The organism is Paeniglutamicibacter sp. (assembly GCF_046714615.1).
In the GTDB taxonomy this organism is placed as follows: Bacteria; Actinomycetota; Actinomycetes; order Actinomycetales; family Micrococcaceae; genus Paeniglutamicibacter.
In genome coordinates, this window is the sequence record NZ_JBKKAP010000082.1 from 42,033 (window position 1) to 62,279 (window position 20,247).

The following is a 20,247-nucleotide window of genomic DNA, read 5'->3' on the forward strand; positions in this document are numbered from 1 at the left end:
TTTGTGAAGCAAACACCCAAGACCTTGGCGAGCATGGTCCAGGACCTGTACGGAAAGGGCCTCCACCGGAAGGACGCACGACGGAAGACCCGGACCCTCAAGGGTTCGGTCTCCCTCACGGTCAGCCAGGAGGGGCGTTTTCTTCAGGTCAGTGCCGTAACAAGCCAAAAGCCGCTGGGGCTGAGTGTGCTTTACGGAAAAACCGTCATCACACGCTCCTCAATTGACTCGTTGGAGGAATCGGGTCCTGATGCCTTCGCATCTTCCGGTGCCATTGACCTCGAGCTGCTGTGCGTGCGATGGAATGCAGAGGCCCCTGAGCTCTTGGACGAACCGGACGACGAGGCCGCCGAGGGCATGGTTCGCGTGTGCCTCGAATATGAAGGCGAAGTCGGCGCACTTCCGCTCGGCGTTGCAGCGATCGAGATTGCCGGAACCGAAGGCACCCTGACGCGCGCCGAGGTCAATGAGTCCGTGGACGAGGGCTCGGTCGAGGTGGGGGAGCCGGTACGGTTCCACCGCGTCGTCGGACGGGCCTCGGACACGGACCTGGGCGTTCTCGCGAGACACGAAGCGCGCGACGGAATCGCACGTCCCTACATCAACAAGCGTGGCGAACTCGTCATTGCCATGAACCGCGAGATCCGGCACAGCGTCACGTTGCGCACTGACGCAATTTCGGTCGTTGCGGGCAACCTTCGGCTTTCCGGCATCGCCTACAGCAGGAGTTCGCGCCTCGCTTCCGCCCGCCTGGTGGTCCTCGGGCGACGAAGCGGCCAGGAATTCAGCGGCGTGGTGGACCTTCGGCTGATGCAGGAACAATCCCGTCAGCGTTATGGTTTCGGCAGGTACACGTGGGCCGCGGAGGCCGCCCTTGCCGACGTGGACTGGGAAATTATCGAGACAGCAGACAACTTCGACCTCCACCTCGAGTTCACCATCGAGGGCGTTGAAGAACCGAAGCGTGTGCGCGTGGCCAGAACGCCGTATGCCATTCGAGCCACCACGCGAGCGGGCGATTTCACCCGCGACGGCAAGACCTTGGTCGTCAATCCCTACTACACCTTCAAGGGCAAGGCCACGTCCTTGATTCTTGAGGTGGTTGACGAAGCTTCCTTCAAGGTCCTGAAGGACTTCAGCCCTTCCAGGCACCTGCTGGGCGGCCGCGGACGCAAGCCGGTCTGGCTGATCGGTGAATTGCCGTACAAGGCCCAGGACAACGGCTACCACTTCTTCCGGTACGTCCGCGAAAACCATCCCGAGGTCGACGCCTACTACGTCATTGACCTGGCCTCGCCCGAGTACGAGAACGTCCGTCAGCTCGGAAACGTTATCGGGTACCAGTCAAAGGAACACTTCGAGATCGCGCTGGCCGCCGACCGGATCATCGGATCGCACCACCCCGACTACCTTTACCCAACGCGGCATCCATCATTCCTGGCGAAGTCCCGTGCCGGGAAGGTCTTCCTGCAGCACGGCGTCATGGGAACCAAATGGATGGTGCCGAACTACGGGAAGAAATCCGCCGGATTCCAGACGGACCTTTTCTGCGTTTCATCGGAGCGTGAAAAGTCCTACATCGTCAAGGACTTCGGCTACGAGCCCGGCGAAGTGGTCGTGACCGGCCTGCCCCGCTTTGACGCGTTGTTTAACACCGACGTTCTGGTTGAACCTCGGCAGGTCCTCATCATTCCCACGTGGAGGGACTGGCTCCAAAACGAAGAGGCATTCCTCGAGTCCGACTACTTCCAGCAGTGGAACGAGTTCCTGCATGATCCTGAGTTGGCCAAGCTGGTGCGTGAATACGAGCTGGAACTGATCTTCTGTCTGCACCCGAACATGCAGCATCTTCGGTCCTTCTTCGCGGGAGCTCCCGTGCGAATCGTGGAGCAGGGCGAAGTCGATGTCCAGTTCCTGATGAAGCAGAGCGCGGCCATGGTCACCGACTACTCAAGTGTTGGCTTCGACTTCAGCTTCCTTGACAAGCCGGTCCATTACTTCCAGTTTGACCGTGACCGGTTCCTGGGAAAAATGGGATCGCACCTCGACCTTGATCGCGAATTGCCGGGACGGATTTCCTTCACCCGGGAGGCATTGATGGAATCCCTGGCTTTGTCGGTGCGGCGCAAGATGCAGATGGACACCACATATCGCGACCGTGCATCCAAGTTCATCGTGGCCCGGGACCGCACCCATTCCTCCCGGGTCTTCGAGGCCGTGAGGGAAATGCGTCTGCCCCTGGTGGACATCAAGGGCCCGCGCGACAGCGAATTGATCGACCGTGCACAGAATCGCTTCCGGAACAGTCGCTTCTATTTTCCGCTGATGAAACGCATGCAGGTCCTTGCCAGCCGATTGCCCGCCGACAACGACCTGGTTGTCTTCGAATCTGGCCTCGGCAAGCAATATGCGGACTCTCCGCGCTATATCTATGAGGAACTGGTTCGGCGAGGGGACCCGCGCAAGAAGGTTTGGGTCTACACCGGAACGCATGCATTCACCGATCCGAACACAACCACGGTAAAGCGCCTGTCGCCGGCGTACTTCTGGCACCTGGCCCGTGCCAAGTACTGGGTGGTGAATCAGAACCTGCCCTCTTACATGACGCGGCGTAAGAACGGCGTCTATGTCCAGACCTGGCACGGAACGCCGCTCAAGCGCATGCTCAACGACATTGACGACATCCACGGGCGCGACGAAGGCTATCTGGACCGCGTCACGCGCGCCATCGGACAGTGGACCCACCTCTTGTCTCCAAGCCCCTACGCAACGGAGGCGATGCGCAGCGCCTTCGCGTACCAAGGCCCGGTTCTGGAACTCGGGTACCCGCGGAACGACCCCTTGCTCCGGCCGGAGGCGGGGGTCCGGGCCCGGGAGATCAAGACCACCTTGGGGATCCCCGAAGGCCACAAGGTTGTACTCTACGCGCCCACGTTCCGGGATGATGCCAGCAATGGCAAGGGCCGGTTTACCTTTGAGCTCCCCTTTGCTCTCGAGTCATTCAACGAGCGCTTCGGGGAAGACACCGTATTGCTGCTGCGGATGCATGTCTTGGTCAGTTCCGGGCTGCAGATTCCCGAGGAACTTCGGGGGAGGATCGTCAACGTTTCGGCCTACCCCGAGATCCAAGATCTCTACCTCGCAAGCGATGTCCTGATCACCGACTACTCGTCCGTCTTCTTTGATTTCGCGCTCTTGCGCAGGCCGATCCTCTTTTTCGCCTACGATCTTGAAAACTACCGCGATAACCTGCGGGGCTTCTACATGGACTACGAGAAAGAACTCCCGGGACCCATCGTCACCGACGAGGACCAGCTTTGGCGGGCCCTCAGAGGCGCCCTCGACGGTGAGCTTGAGGAATCCGGACCCAGCGACGGGTTCATCGCAAGATTTGCGCCCCACGACGATGGTGAATCCGCGGGCAGGGTGGTCGATGAGATTTTCGGCGGCATGCCTGTGACGCAACGCTCGATCCGCAGTGGTTTTGGCTCCCGTCGCAAACCGCGCTAGGATGTAATGTCGGTCTATGTTCTACAGGAGTCATCATTAGCGAAAAGCGTTCAGATCGTTCGTCGTCACACGGCATCGATCGCAGTTCGCCCATGGTTTTCTTAACCAAGGATCTTGGGCGAAGCCCAGGAAACATGACGACCCTTGATGAGGTGGTCGCCGCACCCGCTGAAATTGGTGTGGCACTCATCGGAGTCCGTGAAGGATCAGAAGTTGATCTGGATCTGCGATTCGAAGCCGTGCACGAGGGCATTCTGGTTTCCGGAACCGCCACTGTTGAGATCAACGGTGAATGCGGACGGTGCTTGGAAGCCATCGCGTATGACTTCGATGCCGACATTCAAGAACTCTTCTACTACGAGGGCTTACACGAGTTCACCGAAGAAGAAGAGCTTGACCAGTACCAGGTTGTAGATGATCGTATCGATCTCGAACCGGTGCTCCGGAATGCAGTGGTGACCGCACTGCCGTTCCAACCGGTATGCCGGGAAGACTGTGCAGGGCTTTGCTCCGAATGTGGAAAAAGCCTGAATGAGGATCCTGAGCATCACCATGAGGTCTTGGATCCTCGTTGGGCAGCGCTTGCCGGGCTGACCGACATCGTCGCAGAGGACGCGACACAGAGTACACATTCAGTCGAGAGAGAAGAGAAGTAGCCGTGGCTGTCCCGAAGAGGAAGATGTCCCGCTCAAACACTCGCGCCCGTCGCGCCCAGTGGAAGGCAACCGCGCCTACCCTGGTGAAGACCATGGAAAACGGTCAGGTCACCTACAGCCTGCCGCACCAGGCCAAGGTCGTTACGGATTCCGCAGGCACCGAGTTGTTCCTTGAATACAAGGGTCGCAAGGTCGCAGACGCGTAAGTCTGTCTGATGCCTTCAACAGAAGAGCTTTTGGAGCGTCTCGGGGTCACTATTGACCCCGAGACGCTTCGTCTTGCACTCACACACCGTTCCTACGCCTACGAGCACGGTGGCATCCCCACCAACGAACGCCTGGAATTCCTGGGTGACTCGGTCCTCGGCTATGCCGTCACCGACCACCTCTACAAGAATTACCCGACCTTGCCCGAAGGCGATCTGGCCAAGCGTCGTTCAGCCGTGGTCAGCACCCGTGCCCTGGCGGGCATCGCACGTTCCCTTGGCGTGGGCGAATTCATCCTGCTGGGCCAGGGAGAAATCCTGACAAATGGCAAGGACAAGTCATCCATACTTGCCGACACCATGGAGTCCCTTATTGGTGCGACCTTCCTGAACCACGGGATTGAAGTGGCCCGGGCAATGGTCATGCGCCTGATCCTGCCGCTGCTGCACGACGTGGACGTATTGGGAGCCGGCACCGACTGGAAGACCGCCATCCAGGAGATTGCCGCGGCCAAGAAGCTGGGAACCATCGAATACCGCGTCACGGGTTCCGGCCCGGACCACGCACGCACCTACGTGGCCGTGCTTCATATTGGCGGCACCCCCTATGGCCAGGGAAGCGGTCCTTCGAAGAAGGAAGCCGAACAGGAATCAGCGGCGGTGACCTGGAAAATGGTTAGCCCGCAGGACGACACGTCCAAGGCCAAGTAAGCCATGCCTGAACTGCCGGAAGTCGAGGTGGTTCGACGAGGCCTGGACGACTGGGTCGTAGGCCGCACCGTCGAATCGGTCCAGGTCGTTGATCCGCGATCGGTTCGCCGGCACCTCGAGGGCCCGGCTGACTTCGCCGCAAGCCTCGCCCACACCCGCATTGGCGCGGCCGTGCGCCGCGGGAAGTTCCTGTGGATGCTCCTGGACGGACTGCCCACGCCGAGCGCACTGGTGGCCCACTTGGGCATGAGTGGACAGCTGTTGGTGGAGGAGCCCGCCGCCCCGGATGAGAAGCACCTAAAGGTCCGCCTTGAGCTTTCTCCCGAGGCCAACAAGCCCAACCAATTGCGCTTCATTGACCAAAGAATCTTTGGCGGCATGTTTCTCTCGCACCTGGTGCCCACCGACGACCAATTTCCCGGCGGCGTAGGTGCCGAACTTCCCTGGATACCGGCGGCCGCGGCGCACATTGCCCGAGACGTCCTGGATCCGGCTTCCACACCGGCAGCCCTCTACCTGGCCTTGCGCAAGAAAAACACACAACTCAAGCGTGGCATCCTCGACCAGCAGGTCATTTCAGGTGTCGGTAACATCTATGCCGACGAAGCACTTTGGGCCGCCAAGCTCCACGGGCTGCGCTCCACCGCCACAATCCGGCGCCCGGACGTGGCCCGACTTCACGCCGCCCTCGTTGATGTCATGGGCCGCGCGCTGGATGCCGGCGGCACCAGCTTCGATGCGCTCTATGTGAACGTCAATGGTGCCTCCGGGTACTTTGACAGGTCCCTCAACGCCTATGGCCGCGAAGGCAAGGACTGCCACCGCTGCGCCGAGGAAGGTCTGGTCTCGGTGATCCGTCGGGATCCCTTCATGGGGCGCTCCTCGTACAGCTGCCCCAGGTGCCAGCGCAAGCCCCGCTGAGTTGATTGGCCCAGCGGGACCTAGTCGCTACCGGCCCTGGATCTCCGAAACCACCGTGTCGTTGAACGGCGTCCACGTTTCGACTGCCCATGGGCCAAAGGGCTTGTCGGTCAGCGTCACGCACGCGGCACCCAATACCGGGTCAACCCAGAGGAAAGTGCCCGCCTGGCCAAAGTGCCCGTAGGTCTCCGGTGAGTTCAGCAGGCCGGTCCAGTGCGGAGACTTTTCGGAACGGATTTCAAACCCCAGGCCCCAGGTGTTGTTCGTTTGACGTCCGTAGCCGGGGAGGATCCCGGGGAGATCCGGGTACACCACGTGCGTGGCCTGGGAATGGGTTTGCACGTCCAGCAACGTGGGGCTCTGTAATTCGGTCGCGAACGTCACGAGATCCCCGAGCGTGGAGACGCCGTCCGCGGCAGCACTGCCATCCAGCGACGTGGATGTCATGCCCAGGGGCTGCAGGACCGCTTCACCCAGGTAGTCCGCGAAGCTCATCTCCGTGGCCTCCTCCAGGGTCTCGGCAAGGACCTCAAAGCCGACATTCGAATACAACCGCCGGTCACCGGGGGCAAAGCGCACCTTGCGTTCGGCAAAATCGTAGCCGGAGGTGTGTGCCAAGAGGTGTTTGACAGTGGAACCCTCGGGGCCGGCCGGGGTGTCCAGCTCGAATGCACCCTCCTCCAACGCCACCAGGAATGCGTAGGTGCTGAGCAGCTTGGTGACCGAGGCCAGAGCAAAGCGATGATCCGCATCGCCGTGTGAGCCCAGGACGGCGCCGTCAGCAGCAACCACGGCCGAGGCCGCGTGTGTCGAAGGCCATGAATCAATGGCCAAAAGACTCTTCAAGGGGTCTTCTCCTAGCATTCTTGATGAAAATACCTGTCTGCCGGGCTTGACCTACGCCATTGAGCCAAGGCGACTCGATAGGATGGAGGCCAGCCCACCGACCACTTTAGCCACCAAAAACCCAGGACGCTTCCACGTGCATTTGAAAACACTCACCGTTCGCGGATTCAAGTCGTTTGCCTCGGCAACGACCTTCGAATTCGAACCGGGTGTCACCGCAGTGGTCGGTCCCAACGGTTCGGGCAAGTCAAACGTTGTTGACGCACTGGCCTGGGTCATGGGGGAGCAGGGCGCTAAGACCCTGCGTGGCGGGAAGATGGAAGATGTCATCTTCGCGGGCACCTCCGGCCGCGCCCCGCTTGGCCGCGCCCACGTCTCACTGACGATCGACAACAGCGACGGCGCGCTGCCCATCGAATACGCCGAAGTCACCATCTCCAGGACGTTGTTTCGCGCGGGCGGCTCCGAATACGCCATCAATGGCAATTCCTGCAGGCTCCTGGACATCCAGGAGCTCCTCTCCGACTCCGGCCTGGGCCGGGAAATGCACGTGATCGTCGGCCAAGGACAGCTCGACCGGATCCTGCACGCCACACCCGAGGACCGCCGCGGCTTCATCGAAGAGGCCGCCGGGGTGCTCAAGCACCGCAGGCGCAAGGAAAAGACCGTACGAAAGCTCGACGCCATGCAGGGCAACCTGAACCGGCTCGAGGACCTGACCAGCGAAATCCGCCGCCAGCTCACGCCGCTGGGCAAACAGGCCAAGATCGCCCGCCGCGCGCAGAGCGTCCAATTCGAGGTACGGGACGCCAAATCCAGGCTCATGGCCGATGACCTGGTGACCCTGCGCAGTGCCCTGGACAAGGACATTGCGGACGAGGCGGCACAGCGGGCTTCCCAGCACGTGGTCCAGGGGCGGCTTGAGGAGACCCGGGCCGAACTGACCAAGCTTGAGGTGGCCGCGGCACACGCCACCCCGGCCCTGAACAAGGCGCGGGATCTTTGGTTTGGGCTGACCTCGACGCGCGAGCGATTCCGGTCCCTGGGCGCGCTGTCGGCCGAACGCTCCCGCCTGCTCGGAACCGACACCGTTGAATTCGACCCGAGCCGCGACCCCGACCGGCTGGAGGCCCAGGCAGAGCGGCTGCATGACGAGCTGGAGGAACTCGAGGAAAACCTCGAGATGCGCCAAGACCTGCTTGAAGTGGCTCTCGAGGCCAAGTCGGACGCCGAGGCAGCCGCCCATGCCGAGCAGCAGCGCCTGACCAACGAATTGCGGGTGGCAGCGGACCGCAGGGAAGGGCTCGCCCGGCTCGCCGGCCAGGTGGGCGCCTCGCGCAGCAAGGTCGAGGCCGCCGAGGGGGAACTGGGTCGGCTGCGCGAGTCCCTTCAGGGCTGGGCGGCACGCCGCGAAGGCACCGCCAACGAGTTTGCCGCCCTGGAGCAGCAGGCCGCTTCCGTCCAGGATGGCGAGGAAGATCTGGATACGGCCTACGAACATGCTGCCGACCGCCACGAGGCCTTGGTTGCGACGATGGATAGCCAGCGCAAGACCGAACAAGAACTTGCAACACAGCTGGGTTCCCTGCGCGGAAGACTTGAGGCCTTGCGCGAGGGAGCTGTCCGCAAGGATGCCTCGGAAGACATCCTTGCCGGCGGGCATGAGGGCCTGTTGGGTCGCCTCTCTCAACACCTGGAAGTCGAACCGGGATTTGAAGTTGCCGTTGCAGCCGCCTTGGGTCCGATTGCGGAAGCCATTGCCGTCCAGGAACTGGACCATGCGCTGGCGATCCTTGGCGGGCTCCGGGAATCCGACGGCGGACGAGTCCATTTGATCAGTGGAAATCTTGACGCTGCTGCCCACGACAAATCCACGGCGCACCTCGGGAAGCACGTGCTGGAAGTCATCAGCGTACCGGAAGCATTGCGCGGCACGCTGGCGCATCTGCTGGGCAGCACGGTGGTTGCCACGGACCTCGCCGAGGCTCGGCAGGTCCTCTCCCTGGATGCGAATGCCCGGGCCGTGACATTGGCCGGAGACATTCTCACCGCGGGTTCTGCAAGCGGCGGCACCACCGCAGCCCCTTCGTTGATCGAACAGAATGCTGCGATCACCGAAACCGAAGCCGAACTGGCTGCGGTCGAAGCGAGCCTCGCCTCCCTGAGGCTGGAAGCAGCCGACCTCACCGCCCGGCTCATGACCGCCGAGGAGGCGGCCGACGCGGCACTGAGCCGATTGCACGACTCGGATGCCAGGATCTCGGCCGTGTCCCAGCGAATGGAACAGCTGGGATCCCTGCTGCGCCAAGGTCATGAGGAACGCGAGCGCCTCGAACAGCAGATTGCCGTTGCCCAGGAGAAGCTGGAGGTGGAGCAGGAGAAGCTCGCCGAGCTCATCGAACGCCTCGACATGGCCCAGGAAGCACCCGAGGACCACGAACCCGAGACCGACAGGCGCGACGAACTGGCCGCGGCCGCCTCAACCGCCCGGCAAAAGGAGCTGGACGCCCGCTTGGCCCTGCGCAGCGCGGAGGAACGCGCCAACGGGCTGCGTGGCCGTGTCGAGTCGCTGAAGCGCGCGGCGGAGACCGAACGCCGCGCCCGTGCCGAGGCACAACGCCGGGCCGAGATCCGCCGCAAGCAGGCAATTGCGGCCCGCGAGGTCTCGGCCAAGGTCGAGCGAGTTGTGTCCTTCATGGACATTTCCATCGAGCTGGCCGACCGGGAACGGGAACAATTCCAGGCACGTCGCGAGGAACTGGAAGCAGAGCTGTCCGTAGTCCGTGGCAGTGTCGACAAGTTGGGCCATGAGCTGGCGGAACTGACCAACTCGGTGCACCGCGATGAGATGGCGCGGGCCGAACAGCGCATGCGCATTGAAACGCTGGAAAACCGATCCATCGAGGAACTCGGGTTGACCAGCGAGCACCTCATTGAGAACTTCGGTCCGCACCTGCCGGTGCCGCAGCAGGCGGCCGAAGACGACAAATGGGCAGCCCTCCGCCAGGAAGTCGATGGCGACGGCAATGTCATTCCAGAAGGAATTCCCTTCGACCGGGTCGACCAGGAAAAACGGCTGAAGCGGGCCGAACGGGATCTTTCGGCCTTGGGCCGGGTGAACCCGCTGGCGTTGGAAGAGTTTGCCGCCCTTGAGGAACGGCACCAGTTCCTGACCTCGCAGCTCGAGGATCTGAAGAAAAGCCGCAAAGACCTGCTCGACATCATCAAGGACGTCGACGCTCGTGTTGAACATGCCTTCACGGAGGCCTACACCGACACCGCTGCACAATTCGAGCGGGTGTTCGGGCGGCTGTTCCCCGGGGGAGAGGGGCGCCTGGTCCTCACCGATCCGGAGAACATGCTGACCACCGGCATCGAGGTGGAGGCACGTCCTGCAGGAAAAAAGATCAAGCGCCTTTCCTTGCTCTCCGGCGGCGAGAGGTCGCTGACCGCGGTCGCGCTGCTGGTGGCCATCTTCAAGGCCCGGCCTTCCCCCTTCTACGTCATGGATGAGGTGGAAGCCGCCCTGGACGACACCAACCTGGGCCGATTGATCACGATCTTCGAGGAGCTGCGCGAATCGAGCCAGCTGATTGTGATCACGCACCAAAAGCGCACCATGGAAGTGGCAGATGCGCTTTACGGGGTCACCATGCGCGGAGACGGCGTTTCCATGGTGATTAGCCAGCGCATCGACCGCCTGGCACACGAAGCCGAACTGATATGATGCTTGTCAATCTTCGATTTATACGTTAAAGGGTGGGCATGGGCTTGTTCGGTTTTGGCAGGAATTCGTCGAGAGCCAGCGACACCAAGGCCATGGTGAACCCCGAGGTGGATCCTCCATCCACTCCGGCCCGGGCGACCGATTCCGTGGCTCCGGCCGCAACGGAATCCGTGGCTCCGGCCGAGACGGACAGCTGCGTTATCAGCGTCATCATCCCGGTCTACAACACCATGCCGTACCTGACCGAGTTGCTGAACTCGCTCGAGGCCCAGGACATGGACAAGAACCGCTTCGAGGTCATCGCTGTCAATGACGGCTCGACCGACTATAGCGGTGAGATCCTGGACGTGTACGCCAAGCGCAACGCGAACTTCCGCGTGGTCCACCAGGCCAATAGCGGGTGGCCGGGCAAGCCGCGCAACGTCGGGGTCGATGTGGCCCGTGGTGATTACGTCTTCTTCTGCGACGGCGACGACGTGTTGGGGCGCGAGGCGCTGCGCCGCATGGCCGAGTATGCGCAACGCCATGACGTGGACATCCTGATTCCCAAGATGGTGGGTCTGGGCGGACGCAAGGTCATGTCCGGTCTCTACCGGGCCACGCGGCTGGACACCCCGTTGGAGGTCGCGCTGCGCTCGCTGAACCCCATCAAGCTCATCCGCCGCTCGCTCATGCTCGAGCAAGGGATCCGCTTCAAGGAGGAGCCGGTGCGACTGGAGGACGGCATGGCCGTCACCGAGGCTTACATGGCTGCCGGGCGCATCTCGATCCTCGCCGACTACGACTACTACCAGGCACGTTCGCGCAGCGACGGGCAAAACATCAGCATCCGGCTCATCGAGCCGCTTGGTTATGTAGGCTCGCTGACCGAGATCGCCCGGATCGTGACCGAACACGTGACAGACGCTGAGCGCGCACGGCAGCTGGTGGCCGCCCTGTTCATCCGCAAGGGCCTGCGTTTCTACGAGGGCAAGCGGTTCCTGGACTACGACGACGAGGGCCGCGGCCAGTGGATGGGTGCGCATGCGCAGCTGCTGGACCGGTTCCTGCCGGGGGACACCACGGGCCTGTTTGACGGCGTGCATCGGGTACGGGTCGCCGCGATCCGCGCAGGGCGGCTAGACGAGCTGGTTCTATTGGCCGAGGCCGACGTCGACAATGGCCGGAATCCGGATTTGGTCACCCTGGATCCTTCCGGGTCCGGGGTCCGGATCCAGGTGCGAAGCTACGCGACGGACCGCACGGCGCGCGAACTGGTCATCGAGGATCGCGACAGTGGCCAGAAGACCGGCGTTCCACTGGAGGCCGGCGGGGAAGACGGGCTGCTGCACGCCGAGCTGGACGGTGCCGCGATGGCAGCGTCACTGCAGCGCCTGGGCAACGTGTGGCTTTCCTACAACACCGACGCCACCGACCTGCGGCGCGTCGCGATGGATGGCGAAACCCCTGCGACGGACTCCAACAAGGTGCGCTATTACCGCACGGCGCACGGGTTCTTCAGCATCGATGTGCGCAAGGCCGGCTGACGGTTCCCTGTCCTGCTCCCCGTCGGCCTGTTGGTAGGCTGGTCACCCGGGGCCGCCGCGGGCGGCTTCCGATTGAACGCGTGGACCGCGATGCGGTCCACGGACACCCCGGGCGAAAGAACTTATCTTGATGAATGCTGGAACGATGCGACTGCTGGTATCGGAATTGGCCAACAGGCCTGACGCGGAACGGCTCTTCACCAGCTTCACCACCGGCGAGGACGCCGTGCGGGCGACGCTGCCGATCCTCGGTTCCACGGTCGCGGTGCGTGCAGTACCGGACGCCACCGGCTACATGGTCGGTTTCGTCGCCCTGAACGCCGCAGCCCTCAAGTGGCTCAACGACGTGTTCACCACCAAGGTGTCCGTGGGCTTCGACGCGGCAGGCAACCCGATGCACGTAATGGAACACGGCGTGCCCGGCGGCCTTCTGGCCGAGGCCATCGTGCGGGCCGCCGGGACAGCACTGGCCCTGCGCCGCCAGGAAGAAGCCGGCGACTTCGCCCCGGGAAGCACCGTGGCCATGCACTGGTACTCGGCCAAGTTCAACTTCGGTGACTGGATCGGACCGCAGCTCGTCCAGGCGTACACCGGGCGCCAGCCCGTGCAGTCGGACCGGCCCGGGGTCGGCGGCCGGGTGCTGTACAGCGTCGGCTCGATCCTGCACAGAGTCACCCGCAACAACGTCGATGTCTGGGGCAGCGGCCTGATGCGGCCGCTGACCGCCAAGGAGATCGAGGTGCGCTCGGCACTCAAAGGTGTCAAGATTCACGCCGTGAGAGGCAAGGACACCCGTCGCGAGCTGCAGGAGTCCCTCGGCTGGGACGTCCCGGAGGTGTACGGGGACCCGGCACTGCTGTTGCCCGACATCATCCGGCCGACCGGCACCCCACACGGACAGGTTGCGGTGGTCCCGCACTACGTGCACCTGCCGCAGCTCGACCAGCAGGGAATCGACGGGCGTCTCGTCGATGTACGCGGCGACGTCAAGACTGTCGTCGAGCAGCTGGCCGGGGCCAGCGCCGTGGTCTCCAGCTCGCTGCACGGGCTCATCGTGGCCCAGGCCTACGGGGTGCCGTGGGTCTGGCTGGACGTGACCGACCACCAGCTCGGCGGCAAGGACTTCAAGTTCGAGGACTTCTTCACCTGCCTTGACCGCGAAGCCGTCAGCCGCGTGCAGATCTCCAAGGAAGACCTGGCCACCACCGACCTTGCCGTCTTCGGCGCCCACGCCACCCTTCCTGAACTGCGCATCGACTTGGACCTGTTGCGCGACGCCCTGCCGGTGGCTCCCGCCGAGGGCCCGCTGCGCGCCGAGTACCGCGCCGAGATCTCCGCCCTGCGGTAACCACCTCCGGTTGCCACCAACCTAGTGTGCCCCTCCCGGAGACGACCGGTGAGGGGCACAGTACGTTAAGGGGGATCCGGCACGAGGCCGGACCGGGACTATTGCCCCGCGGATTCCTGGGTGGCAGGCTCGCGCTTCTCCTTGACCGGCAGCCACGCGATGACGCCAAGCAGGCCCAGGGCCCCACTGACCGTGAAGGCCCACCCAAAGCCGGCCCGGTCGGCGATGAACCCGGCAAGAATCGGTCCAATGATGGAACCGAAGTCGGTGGCCATCTGGAAGGTGGCCATGACCTTTCCGCCGTTGCGGCCCTGTCCGACCACGTCGGCAATGGCTGCCTGCTGGGCCGGGCCCATCAGTCCGGTTCCGATGCCGCCAATAATCGACAAGGCGATGAAGAGGGGGATGTTATCCACCCAGCCAATCGCCGCGGTGGAGAGTGAGGCAATGGCCAATCCCACAAGGATCGGAAGGCGGCGTCCGTAGGTATCGGTGAGCTTCCCCGCGACGGTCAGGGCGGCACCATTGCCCACGGCAAAGATTGCCAGCGCCAGACCCGCCAACAGCGTCCCCTTCGAAGAGAAGGCTGCAACGGCAAAGAGTGGAATCAAGGACATCCGGACGCCAAAGGCCATCCAGCCATTGGTGAATCCTGAGACCAAGGCGGCCTTGAAGGACGCCGCGCCCCACGCCTCGGACAAAGGAATGCGATCCACCGCGGGAGCCGCTTCCTCTGTCGCGCTTTTCACGGTTGCCCGTCGCGAATGGGAAAGGGAGAAGTAGACAATCGAGGCTGCAACAACGAGTGCGCCACCGTAAATGAAGAACGGGATCCGGAACCCCATGCCCGCGGCCAGGGACCCTAGCACCGGCCCTGCTACATTTCCGAGCAGGAACGAGCCGGAGTACAACCCGGCGATGCGGCCTCGGATTTGCGGCGGCGACATGCGGGCAATCAATGCCATGGCCGAGACCGTGAACATGGTCGAGCCTAGGCCGCCGAGGCCGCGGAAGATGAGCAGCTGGGTGTAGGACTGGGCAAAGCCACACAGGATTGTCGAGGCGGCAACGATCAGCACCCCAGTGACATACACGGTCGGCTCGCCCAGCCAGTCGGTGAGCCGACCGCTGACCGGGGCGAAAATCAGGCGCGCAAAGGCAAAGATGCTGACGATGACGCTGGCGGCCGCAACACCGACGTTAAAGCTCGTGGCAAATTGCGGCAGGATCGGCGCAATGAGCCCGAATCCCAGCGCGACGACGAAGGCGGCCGCAACAAGCACGCGGATTTCACGGGGTACCGACGGCAGTTTTCCGGAGTCGGTATTAACCGACTTTTCCGGGAAATTGGAGGTCGAGGCATTCTTAGGCATAAGTAAGACAAGTTTAGTCTGTGAGAAGCTAGGAAGGTGTCAGAACAACTTAACTTGATCATTGTCCTCGTTGCAGTGGTTGCCGTCATCGGTATTGGTGCTGCTTTCTTCCTCGTCCGGGGCCGCAAGGCACCCAAGGGAACGTACACCGGTCCCCGTGACTCCAACGACCCAGCGCCCACGCTCACCACGGATGCACCGTCCACCGAAGCCCCCGAAATGGCGGCGCCGGTTGAAAGCCCCGAAGTCCCCGAGGCCGAGGTTGTCGACGAAACCGCCGTCAAGGTCCGCGTCCCCTTCGATGTCCCCGAGCCCGTCCAGGGACGCCTGGCACGCCTGCGGGCCCGCCTGACCAAGTCAAACAACGTCCTGGGCAAGGGCCTGCTGGCCCTGTTGAGCCAAGACAAGATTGATGAAGACGTCTGGGACGAAATCGAAGAGACCTTGCTCCTGGCCGACTTGGGAACCGAACCGACCCTCGAACTGGTGGATGCCCTGCGCGAGCGCGTCAAGGTTGAAGGCAGCCGAGACCCCCAGCGCGTGCACGACATGCTGCGTGAGGAGCTCATCAAGCTGGTTGACCCGACCATGGACCGCAACTTCATCCCCGTCCGCCACGCAGACCGCCCCAACGTGATCATGGTGGTTGGCGTCAACGGCGTCGGCAAGACCACCACGATCGGCAAGATGGCACGCGTGCTGGTTGCCGAGAACAAGGACGTCCTCCTTGGCGCCGCAGATACCTTCCGCGCAGCCGCCGCCGAGCAGCTGGCCACCTGGGGCGACCGCGTGGGCGTCCCCACCGTCAAGTCCGACATCGACGGAGCCGACCCAGCCTCCGTTGCCTTCGAGGCGGTGACCGCAGGCATCGAGCAGGAAGTCGACATCGTCATGATCGACACCGCCGGCCGGCTGCAGAACAAGGTGGGCCTGATGGACGAGCTAGGCAAGATCAAGCGCGTCATTGAAAAGAAGGCAACCGTTGACGAGGTACTCCTCGTCCTCGATGCAACCACCGGCCAGAACGGCCTGAACCAGGCCAAGGTCTTCTCCGAGGTCGTCAACGTCACCGGCATCGTCTTGACGAAGCTCGACGGCACCGCCAAGGGCGGCATCGTTGTTGCCATCCAACGACAGCTCGGTGTTCCGGTCAAGCTGGTTGGCCTGGGCGAGGGTCCGGACGACCTGGCACCGTTTGATGCCGAGGCGTTCGTAGACGCGCTACTGGACTAAGGACACATGACTCAAGATACCCAGGCAACGGCCCTCGTCAAGGGCCGGCATTTTGGCGATCCACGCGGTGACGGTGCGGAGCCCTGGTCGCCCGGGAGCAACAAGCCAGGCAAGCCCAAGGCCTTCCGTGGCGACATCCAGGGACTCCGCGCGATCGCGGTCTCGCTGGTCGTTGTCTATCATTTGTGGCCGCACGGGCTGACCGGTGGCTTCATCGGCGTCGACGTCTTCTTCGTGATCTCCGGATTCCTGATCACCTCGCACTTGATGAAGCGCCCGCCGAAATCGTGGTCCGATTTGGTTACCTTTTGGATGAGGCGAGTCAAGCGTCTGCTGCCTGCCTCGTTCCTGGTCTTGGGTGTGACGCTGGCTGCCATTCCACTGTTTGCACCGGTTACGGTGTGGAAGGAATGGGCCACGCAGGTCGTTGCCTCGACCTTCTACGTGCAGAACTGGCGCCTGGCGTCAACCAGCGTGGATTATCTTGCGGCGGATAATGCAGTCTCGGCGGTGCAGCACTTTTGGTCGTTGTCCGTTGAAGAGCAGTTCTACCTTTTCTGGCCGGTGGTCATCGCCGCGCTGGTGGGCCTTGCAGTCATGCTGCGCAAGAACCGCACGCTGGTGGTTGCGACCGGCATTGGTTTGATAGTTGCCGCGTCCTTGGTCTTTTCCTCGGTGTCCACGGTCACGGAGCCGGGCGTCGCGTATTTCTCCACCTTCACCCGTGCATGGGAACTTGCCATCGGTGCACTGGCCGCGGTGATTCCGCCGGCCACCTTGGCGCTGCAACGGTCGAGGTTCAACGCAATCCTCGCCTGGACCGGATTGCTGGCGATAGCGTATGCCGGTGTCACCTTCAGCGGTGCCACCGCGTTCCCCGGTTATGCAGCAGCCTTGCCGGTCATCGGAACCGCCCTTGTCATCTGGGCCAATGCCTCCCATGTGCAGTCGCCAAATGGCCTGCTGAGCCATCCGGTGGCACGATTCCTGGGTGACCACTCGTACTCCATCTACCTGTGGCATTGGCCGCTCATCGTGTTTTTGCCGTTCTACAGCGGTGACCTCGGGTTGCTGGACAAGGCCGCCATCATCGCGGCAACAATCGTCCTTTCGATGCTCTCCAAGCGATACGTGGAAGATCGTTTCCGTGCCCGCCTGGACACCAGCAAGATCCTGACCGGTGGAAGGTTCCTGTTGGTCGGGACCGTGGTGTTGGGTCTCCTCGGAACCGTCATGATCAACGCCGGTTCCAGCAACGAGGAAACCGGGGACAAGCTGGCCACCGAGATCCAGCGCGTACAGGCACAGGTCGGTGTTGACTGTTTTGGTGCCGCAGCAATGGTGAATTCCTGCACCAATACGAGCGCCTCCCCGATGGTTCCCTCGCCTGCAGCAGCCAAGAACGACAAGTCCCAGGCCTATGCGGATGATTGCTGGGCCAACGGGGACTTTAGTGAGCGGCCGGTCTGTACCTATGGAGACGGCAAGACCCAGGTTGCGCTCACGGGCAATTCACATGCGGGACAGTGGCTGCCGGCGCTCACCGAAATTGCTGATCGTCGCGGGTGGACCATCACCACCTATGTTGCATCAATTTGCGCACCAACGGATGCCCCGATTGCCCTTGATTCCCAGAAGAAGGCCGATGGTTGTATCGAGTACGGGCGTTGGGTCAAGGAACAAACGGCGGGAGGGAAGTTCGATCTCATCATCACCTCAAACCGACAAGGTTTGCCGGTGCAGGGATATGACCTGAAAAACACCGAAAAGCCCGCCGAAGCCGGCTACGCCAGCTATCTTTCGGATTGGGAGTCGGCCGACGCCCCCATCGTGGTGCTTCGCGACTCACCATTCCCGGGCAACACGGTGGACAACGTTCCTGATTGCCTGGCAGGCAGCAGTGACCCGATGCAGGATTGTTCGGGAACTCCCAAATCATGGAAGTCCTTGGACCCTCTTGCCACGGCGGCACAGGAAAGCAACTTGCCCTTTGTGAGCACGATAGACATGACGGAGTACTTCTGTAACGAAGATACGTGTCCCGCAGTCATTGGTTCCGTTGTTCCTTACTTCGATGCATCCCACCTGACCGCCACGTTTGCCCGTTCGCTCGCGGATCAGTTGGAAAAAAAGATCATTGACGCGGTACCCAGTCTTTAACATTTGGGAAAAAGGGATCTGACAACGGCGGCCACGGTATTTTCGTGGCCGCCGTTGCCATGCCGCCAAGGTCTAGGAAACAACACCGAAATATGAGTGACACCCGCCTTTTACGTGCGGGACGATTCGGTAACCACCACGAAATGGTTGGCCGTGCTGGGCGTAACACCGCCAAGGGATTCTTGAATCAGACGAGAAACACTCGCAAACGATTCAGGGAGGCGTTAGACATGGAGCTAACAACGACTCAAGTGTGGATGATGGTGTGTGCCGCACTCGTCCTGCTGATGACCCCGGCAGTGGCATTCTTCTACGGTGGAATGACCCGGGCCAAAAGCGTACTGAACATGATGATGATGAGCTTTTCGGCCATCGCATTGGTGACAGTGGTGTGGGTGCTTTGGGGCAACTCCATATCGGGTGGCGGCGCAAACGTCGCTGGCTTGTTTGGAAATCCTGCTGACGGTTTCGGGATGGGATCAATGCTCGGCACCGATGGCTTCATTGCCGCCGGTTACGGAGCGACCTTCGCGATCATCACCGTTGCACTGATTTCGGGCGCCATTGCCGACCGAGCCAAGTTCAGCGCCTGGATGGTTTTCGTCCCCGTTTGGGTAACCCTCGTCTACGCTCCGATTGCCTTTTGGGTCTGGGGCGGCGGAATCCTCGGAGAAGAGGGAGCCATCGGCTCGGTCGTCGGGGAAGCCATTGACTTCGCCGGTGGCACCGTGGTCCACATCAATGCCGGTGTGGCAGGCCTGATCCTCGCACTCATCGTTGGCAAGCGCCGCGGCTTTGCCAAGGATCCCAGCCAGCGCCCGCACAACATCCCCTTCGTCATGCTTGGTGCCGCACTGCTCTGGTTCGGCTGGTTCGGGTTCAACGGCGGCGCGGCAAGCACCGCCGAAGAGGCTGGCCTGATTTGGATCAACACCCTCGCTGCACCCTCCGCCGCGCTACTGGGCTGGCTCGTGGTTGAACGCATCCGCGACGGACACAGCACCTCCCTTGGAGCTGCATCCGGCATCGTTGCAGGCCTGGTTGCCATCACCCCAGCCTGTGCCAACATCAGCCCGGTCGCTGCCATTGGCCTTGGCCTCATCGCGGGCGTTGCCTCCGCCCTGGCCGTGGGCCTGAAGTACCGCTGGGGTTACGACGACTCCCTCGACGTGGTCGGCGTGCACCTGGTTTCGGGCATCATCGGCACCCTCGCCCTGGGCTTCATCGCCGTTCCCGTTGACGGTGAAGGCGGCGGCCTGTTCTACGGCGGCGGACTCGCCCAACTCTGGGCCCAAATCGTTGCCTGCGTCGTGGTCATGGTCTTCACGGCCATCATGACCACCATCATCGGCCTGGCGATCCACAAGTTCATGGGCTTCCGCATCACCGCCGAAGAGGAAATCGCCGGCATCGACCTGATGCAGCACGCCGAAACCGGCTACGAGTTCGGCGGCCTGGGCACCGGCGGAACCTTCGTTCCGCACCCGGCCACCTCCGCACACCTGAAGTCCACCGCAACCGACAAGGATGCGGCCCGAGTCAAGGAAGGAATCCAAGCATGAAACTCGTGACAGCCATCATCCGGCCCGAAAAAACCGACGAGATCCGCGAAGCGCTTGAAACCTACGGAGTCCAGGGAATGACCATCAGCCAGGCCAGCGGCTACGGCCGTCAGCGCGGCCACACCCAGGTCTACCGCGGAGCCGAATACACGGTCGACCTGCTCCCCAAGGTACGCCTTGAAATCCTGGTGGAAGAGAGTACTTGCGACGACATCCTTGACGTCCTGATCTCCACCGCGAACACCGGCAGTGCCGGGGACGGGAAGATCTGGGTCACCAACATCGAGGAAGTGATCCGGGTCCGAACCGGAGAACGCGGCATGGCCGCGGTCTAGAAGAGGAAGCTCCAGTATTGAGCGTCGACGGAAAAAGCCCCAACCATCGGTTGGGGCTTTTTCCGTAGGTGGGGGAGGAAAACAAGTCTTGGCCATGGACCAAAAACCCACTGCCTCCCAGTTCCTTGCATCC

Annotated in this window: 14 protein-coding genes; 12 read left to right on the top strand and 2 right to left on the bottom strand. The window is 62.3% G+C overall.

Annotated features, from left to right (window positions below):
• Positions 1–3: 3 nt before the first annotated feature.
• From ACLQ7E_RS09670 to mutM, 5 genes are all read left to right on the top strand, one after another.
• Positions 4–3,510, top strand: a complete 3,507-nt coding sequence (locus ACLQ7E_RS09670) for a CDP-glycerol glycerophosphotransferase family protein (RefSeq protein WP_411732370.1) — start codon at positions 4–6, stop codon at positions 3,508–3,510.
• A 92-nt stretch (positions 3,511–3,602) separates the two neighbouring features.
• On the top strand, positions 3,603–4,166 hold the full coding sequence (locus ACLQ7E_RS09675; RefSeq protein WP_411732371.1) for a YceD family protein: 564 nt from the start codon (positions 3,603–3,605) through the stop codon (positions 4,164–4,166).
• A gap of 2 nt (positions 4,167–4,168) precedes the next feature.
• Entirely contained in the window at positions 4,169–4,372 is a 204-nt protein-coding gene (gene rpmF / locus ACLQ7E_RS09680) for a 50S ribosomal protein L32 (RefSeq protein ID WP_132357988.1), read from the top strand.
• Positions 4,373–4,381: 9 nt separating this feature from the next.
• Positions 4,382–5,083, top strand: coding sequence for a ribonuclease III (gene rnc, locus ACLQ7E_RS09685; RefSeq protein WP_411732372.1), 702 nt, complete (start codon positions 4,382–4,384; stop codon positions 5,081–5,083).
• Positions 5,084–5,086: 3 nt separating this feature from the next.
• Entirely contained in the window at positions 5,087–6,004 is a 918-nt protein-coding gene (mutM, locus tag ACLQ7E_RS09690; protein ID WP_411732373.1) for a bifunctional DNA-formamidopyrimidine glycosylase/DNA-(apurinic or apyrimidinic site) lyase, read from the top strand.
• A gap of 27 nt (positions 6,005–6,031) precedes the next feature.
• Here the strand turns inward: mutM and ACLQ7E_RS09695 are convergent, their stop codons facing one another.
• Positions 6,032–6,850, bottom strand: coding sequence for a serine hydrolase domain-containing protein (locus ACLQ7E_RS09695; RefSeq protein ID WP_411732374.1), 819 nt, complete (start codon positions 6,848–6,850; stop codon positions 6,032–6,034).
• Between the two features lie 136 nt (positions 6,851–6,986).
• Here ACLQ7E_RS09695 and smc point away from each other — a divergent pair, with 136 nt between their 5' ends.
• The 3 genes from smc (at position 6,987) to ACLQ7E_RS09710 (ending at position 13,451) form a co-directional block, all read left to right on the top strand.
• Positions 6,987–10,577, top strand: a complete 3,591-nt coding sequence (smc, locus tag ACLQ7E_RS09700; RefSeq protein WP_411732375.1) for a chromosome segregation protein SMC — start codon at positions 6,987–6,989, stop codon at positions 10,575–10,577.
• 38 nt (positions 10,578–10,615) lie between these two features.
• Positions 10,616–12,103, top strand: a complete 1,488-nt coding sequence (locus tag ACLQ7E_RS09705) for a glycosyltransferase family 2 protein (protein ID WP_411732376.1) — start codon at positions 10,616–10,618, stop codon at positions 12,101–12,103.
• Between the two features lie 130 nt (positions 12,104–12,233).
• A complete protein-coding gene (locus tag ACLQ7E_RS09710; RefSeq protein WP_411732377.1) occupies positions 12,234–13,451 on the top strand; it encodes a polysaccharide pyruvyl transferase family protein in 1,218 nt (405 codons plus the stop codon).
• 98 nt (positions 13,452–13,549) lie between these two features.
• Here ACLQ7E_RS09710 and ACLQ7E_RS09715 read toward each other — a convergent pair whose 3' ends face one another.
• Positions 13,550–14,824, bottom strand: a complete 1,275-nt coding sequence (locus ACLQ7E_RS09715; RefSeq protein ID WP_411732378.1) for an MFS transporter — start codon at positions 14,822–14,824, stop codon at positions 13,550–13,552.
• A 36-nt stretch (positions 14,825–14,860) separates the two neighbouring features.
• On the opposite strand from ACLQ7E_RS09715, the gene ftsY reads away from it, so the two are divergent.
• The 4 genes from ftsY (at position 14,861) to ACLQ7E_RS09735 (ending at position 20,114) form a co-directional block, all read left to right on the top strand.
• Positions 14,861–16,057 (top strand): signal recognition particle-docking protein FtsY, encoded by a 1,197-nt coding sequence (gene ftsY / locus ACLQ7E_RS09720; protein WP_411732379.1) that lies wholly within the window; start codon positions 14,861–14,863, stop codon positions 16,055–16,057.
• Positions 16,058–16,063: 6 nt separating this feature from the next.
• Positions 16,064–18,217: an acyltransferase family protein gene (locus ACLQ7E_RS09725; protein WP_411732380.1), complete on the top strand. Its 2,154-nt coding sequence runs from the start codon at positions 16,064–16,066 to the stop codon at positions 18,215–18,217.
• 230 nt (positions 18,218–18,447) lie between these two features.
• The gene (locus ACLQ7E_RS09730; protein ID WP_411732381.1) at positions 18,448–19,779 is read left to right on the top strand and encodes an ammonium transporter; all 1,332 of its coding nucleotides are present in this window, start codon (positions 18,448–18,450) and stop codon (positions 19,777–19,779) included.
• Positions 19,776–20,114: a P-II family nitrogen regulator gene (locus ACLQ7E_RS09735; RefSeq protein ID WP_411732382.1), complete on the top strand. Its 339-nt coding sequence runs from the start codon at positions 19,776–19,778 to the stop codon at positions 20,112–20,114. The genes ACLQ7E_RS09730 and ACLQ7E_RS09735 overlap by 4 nt, the downstream gene beginning before the upstream one ends.
• Positions 20,115–20,247 lie beyond the last annotated feature (133 nt).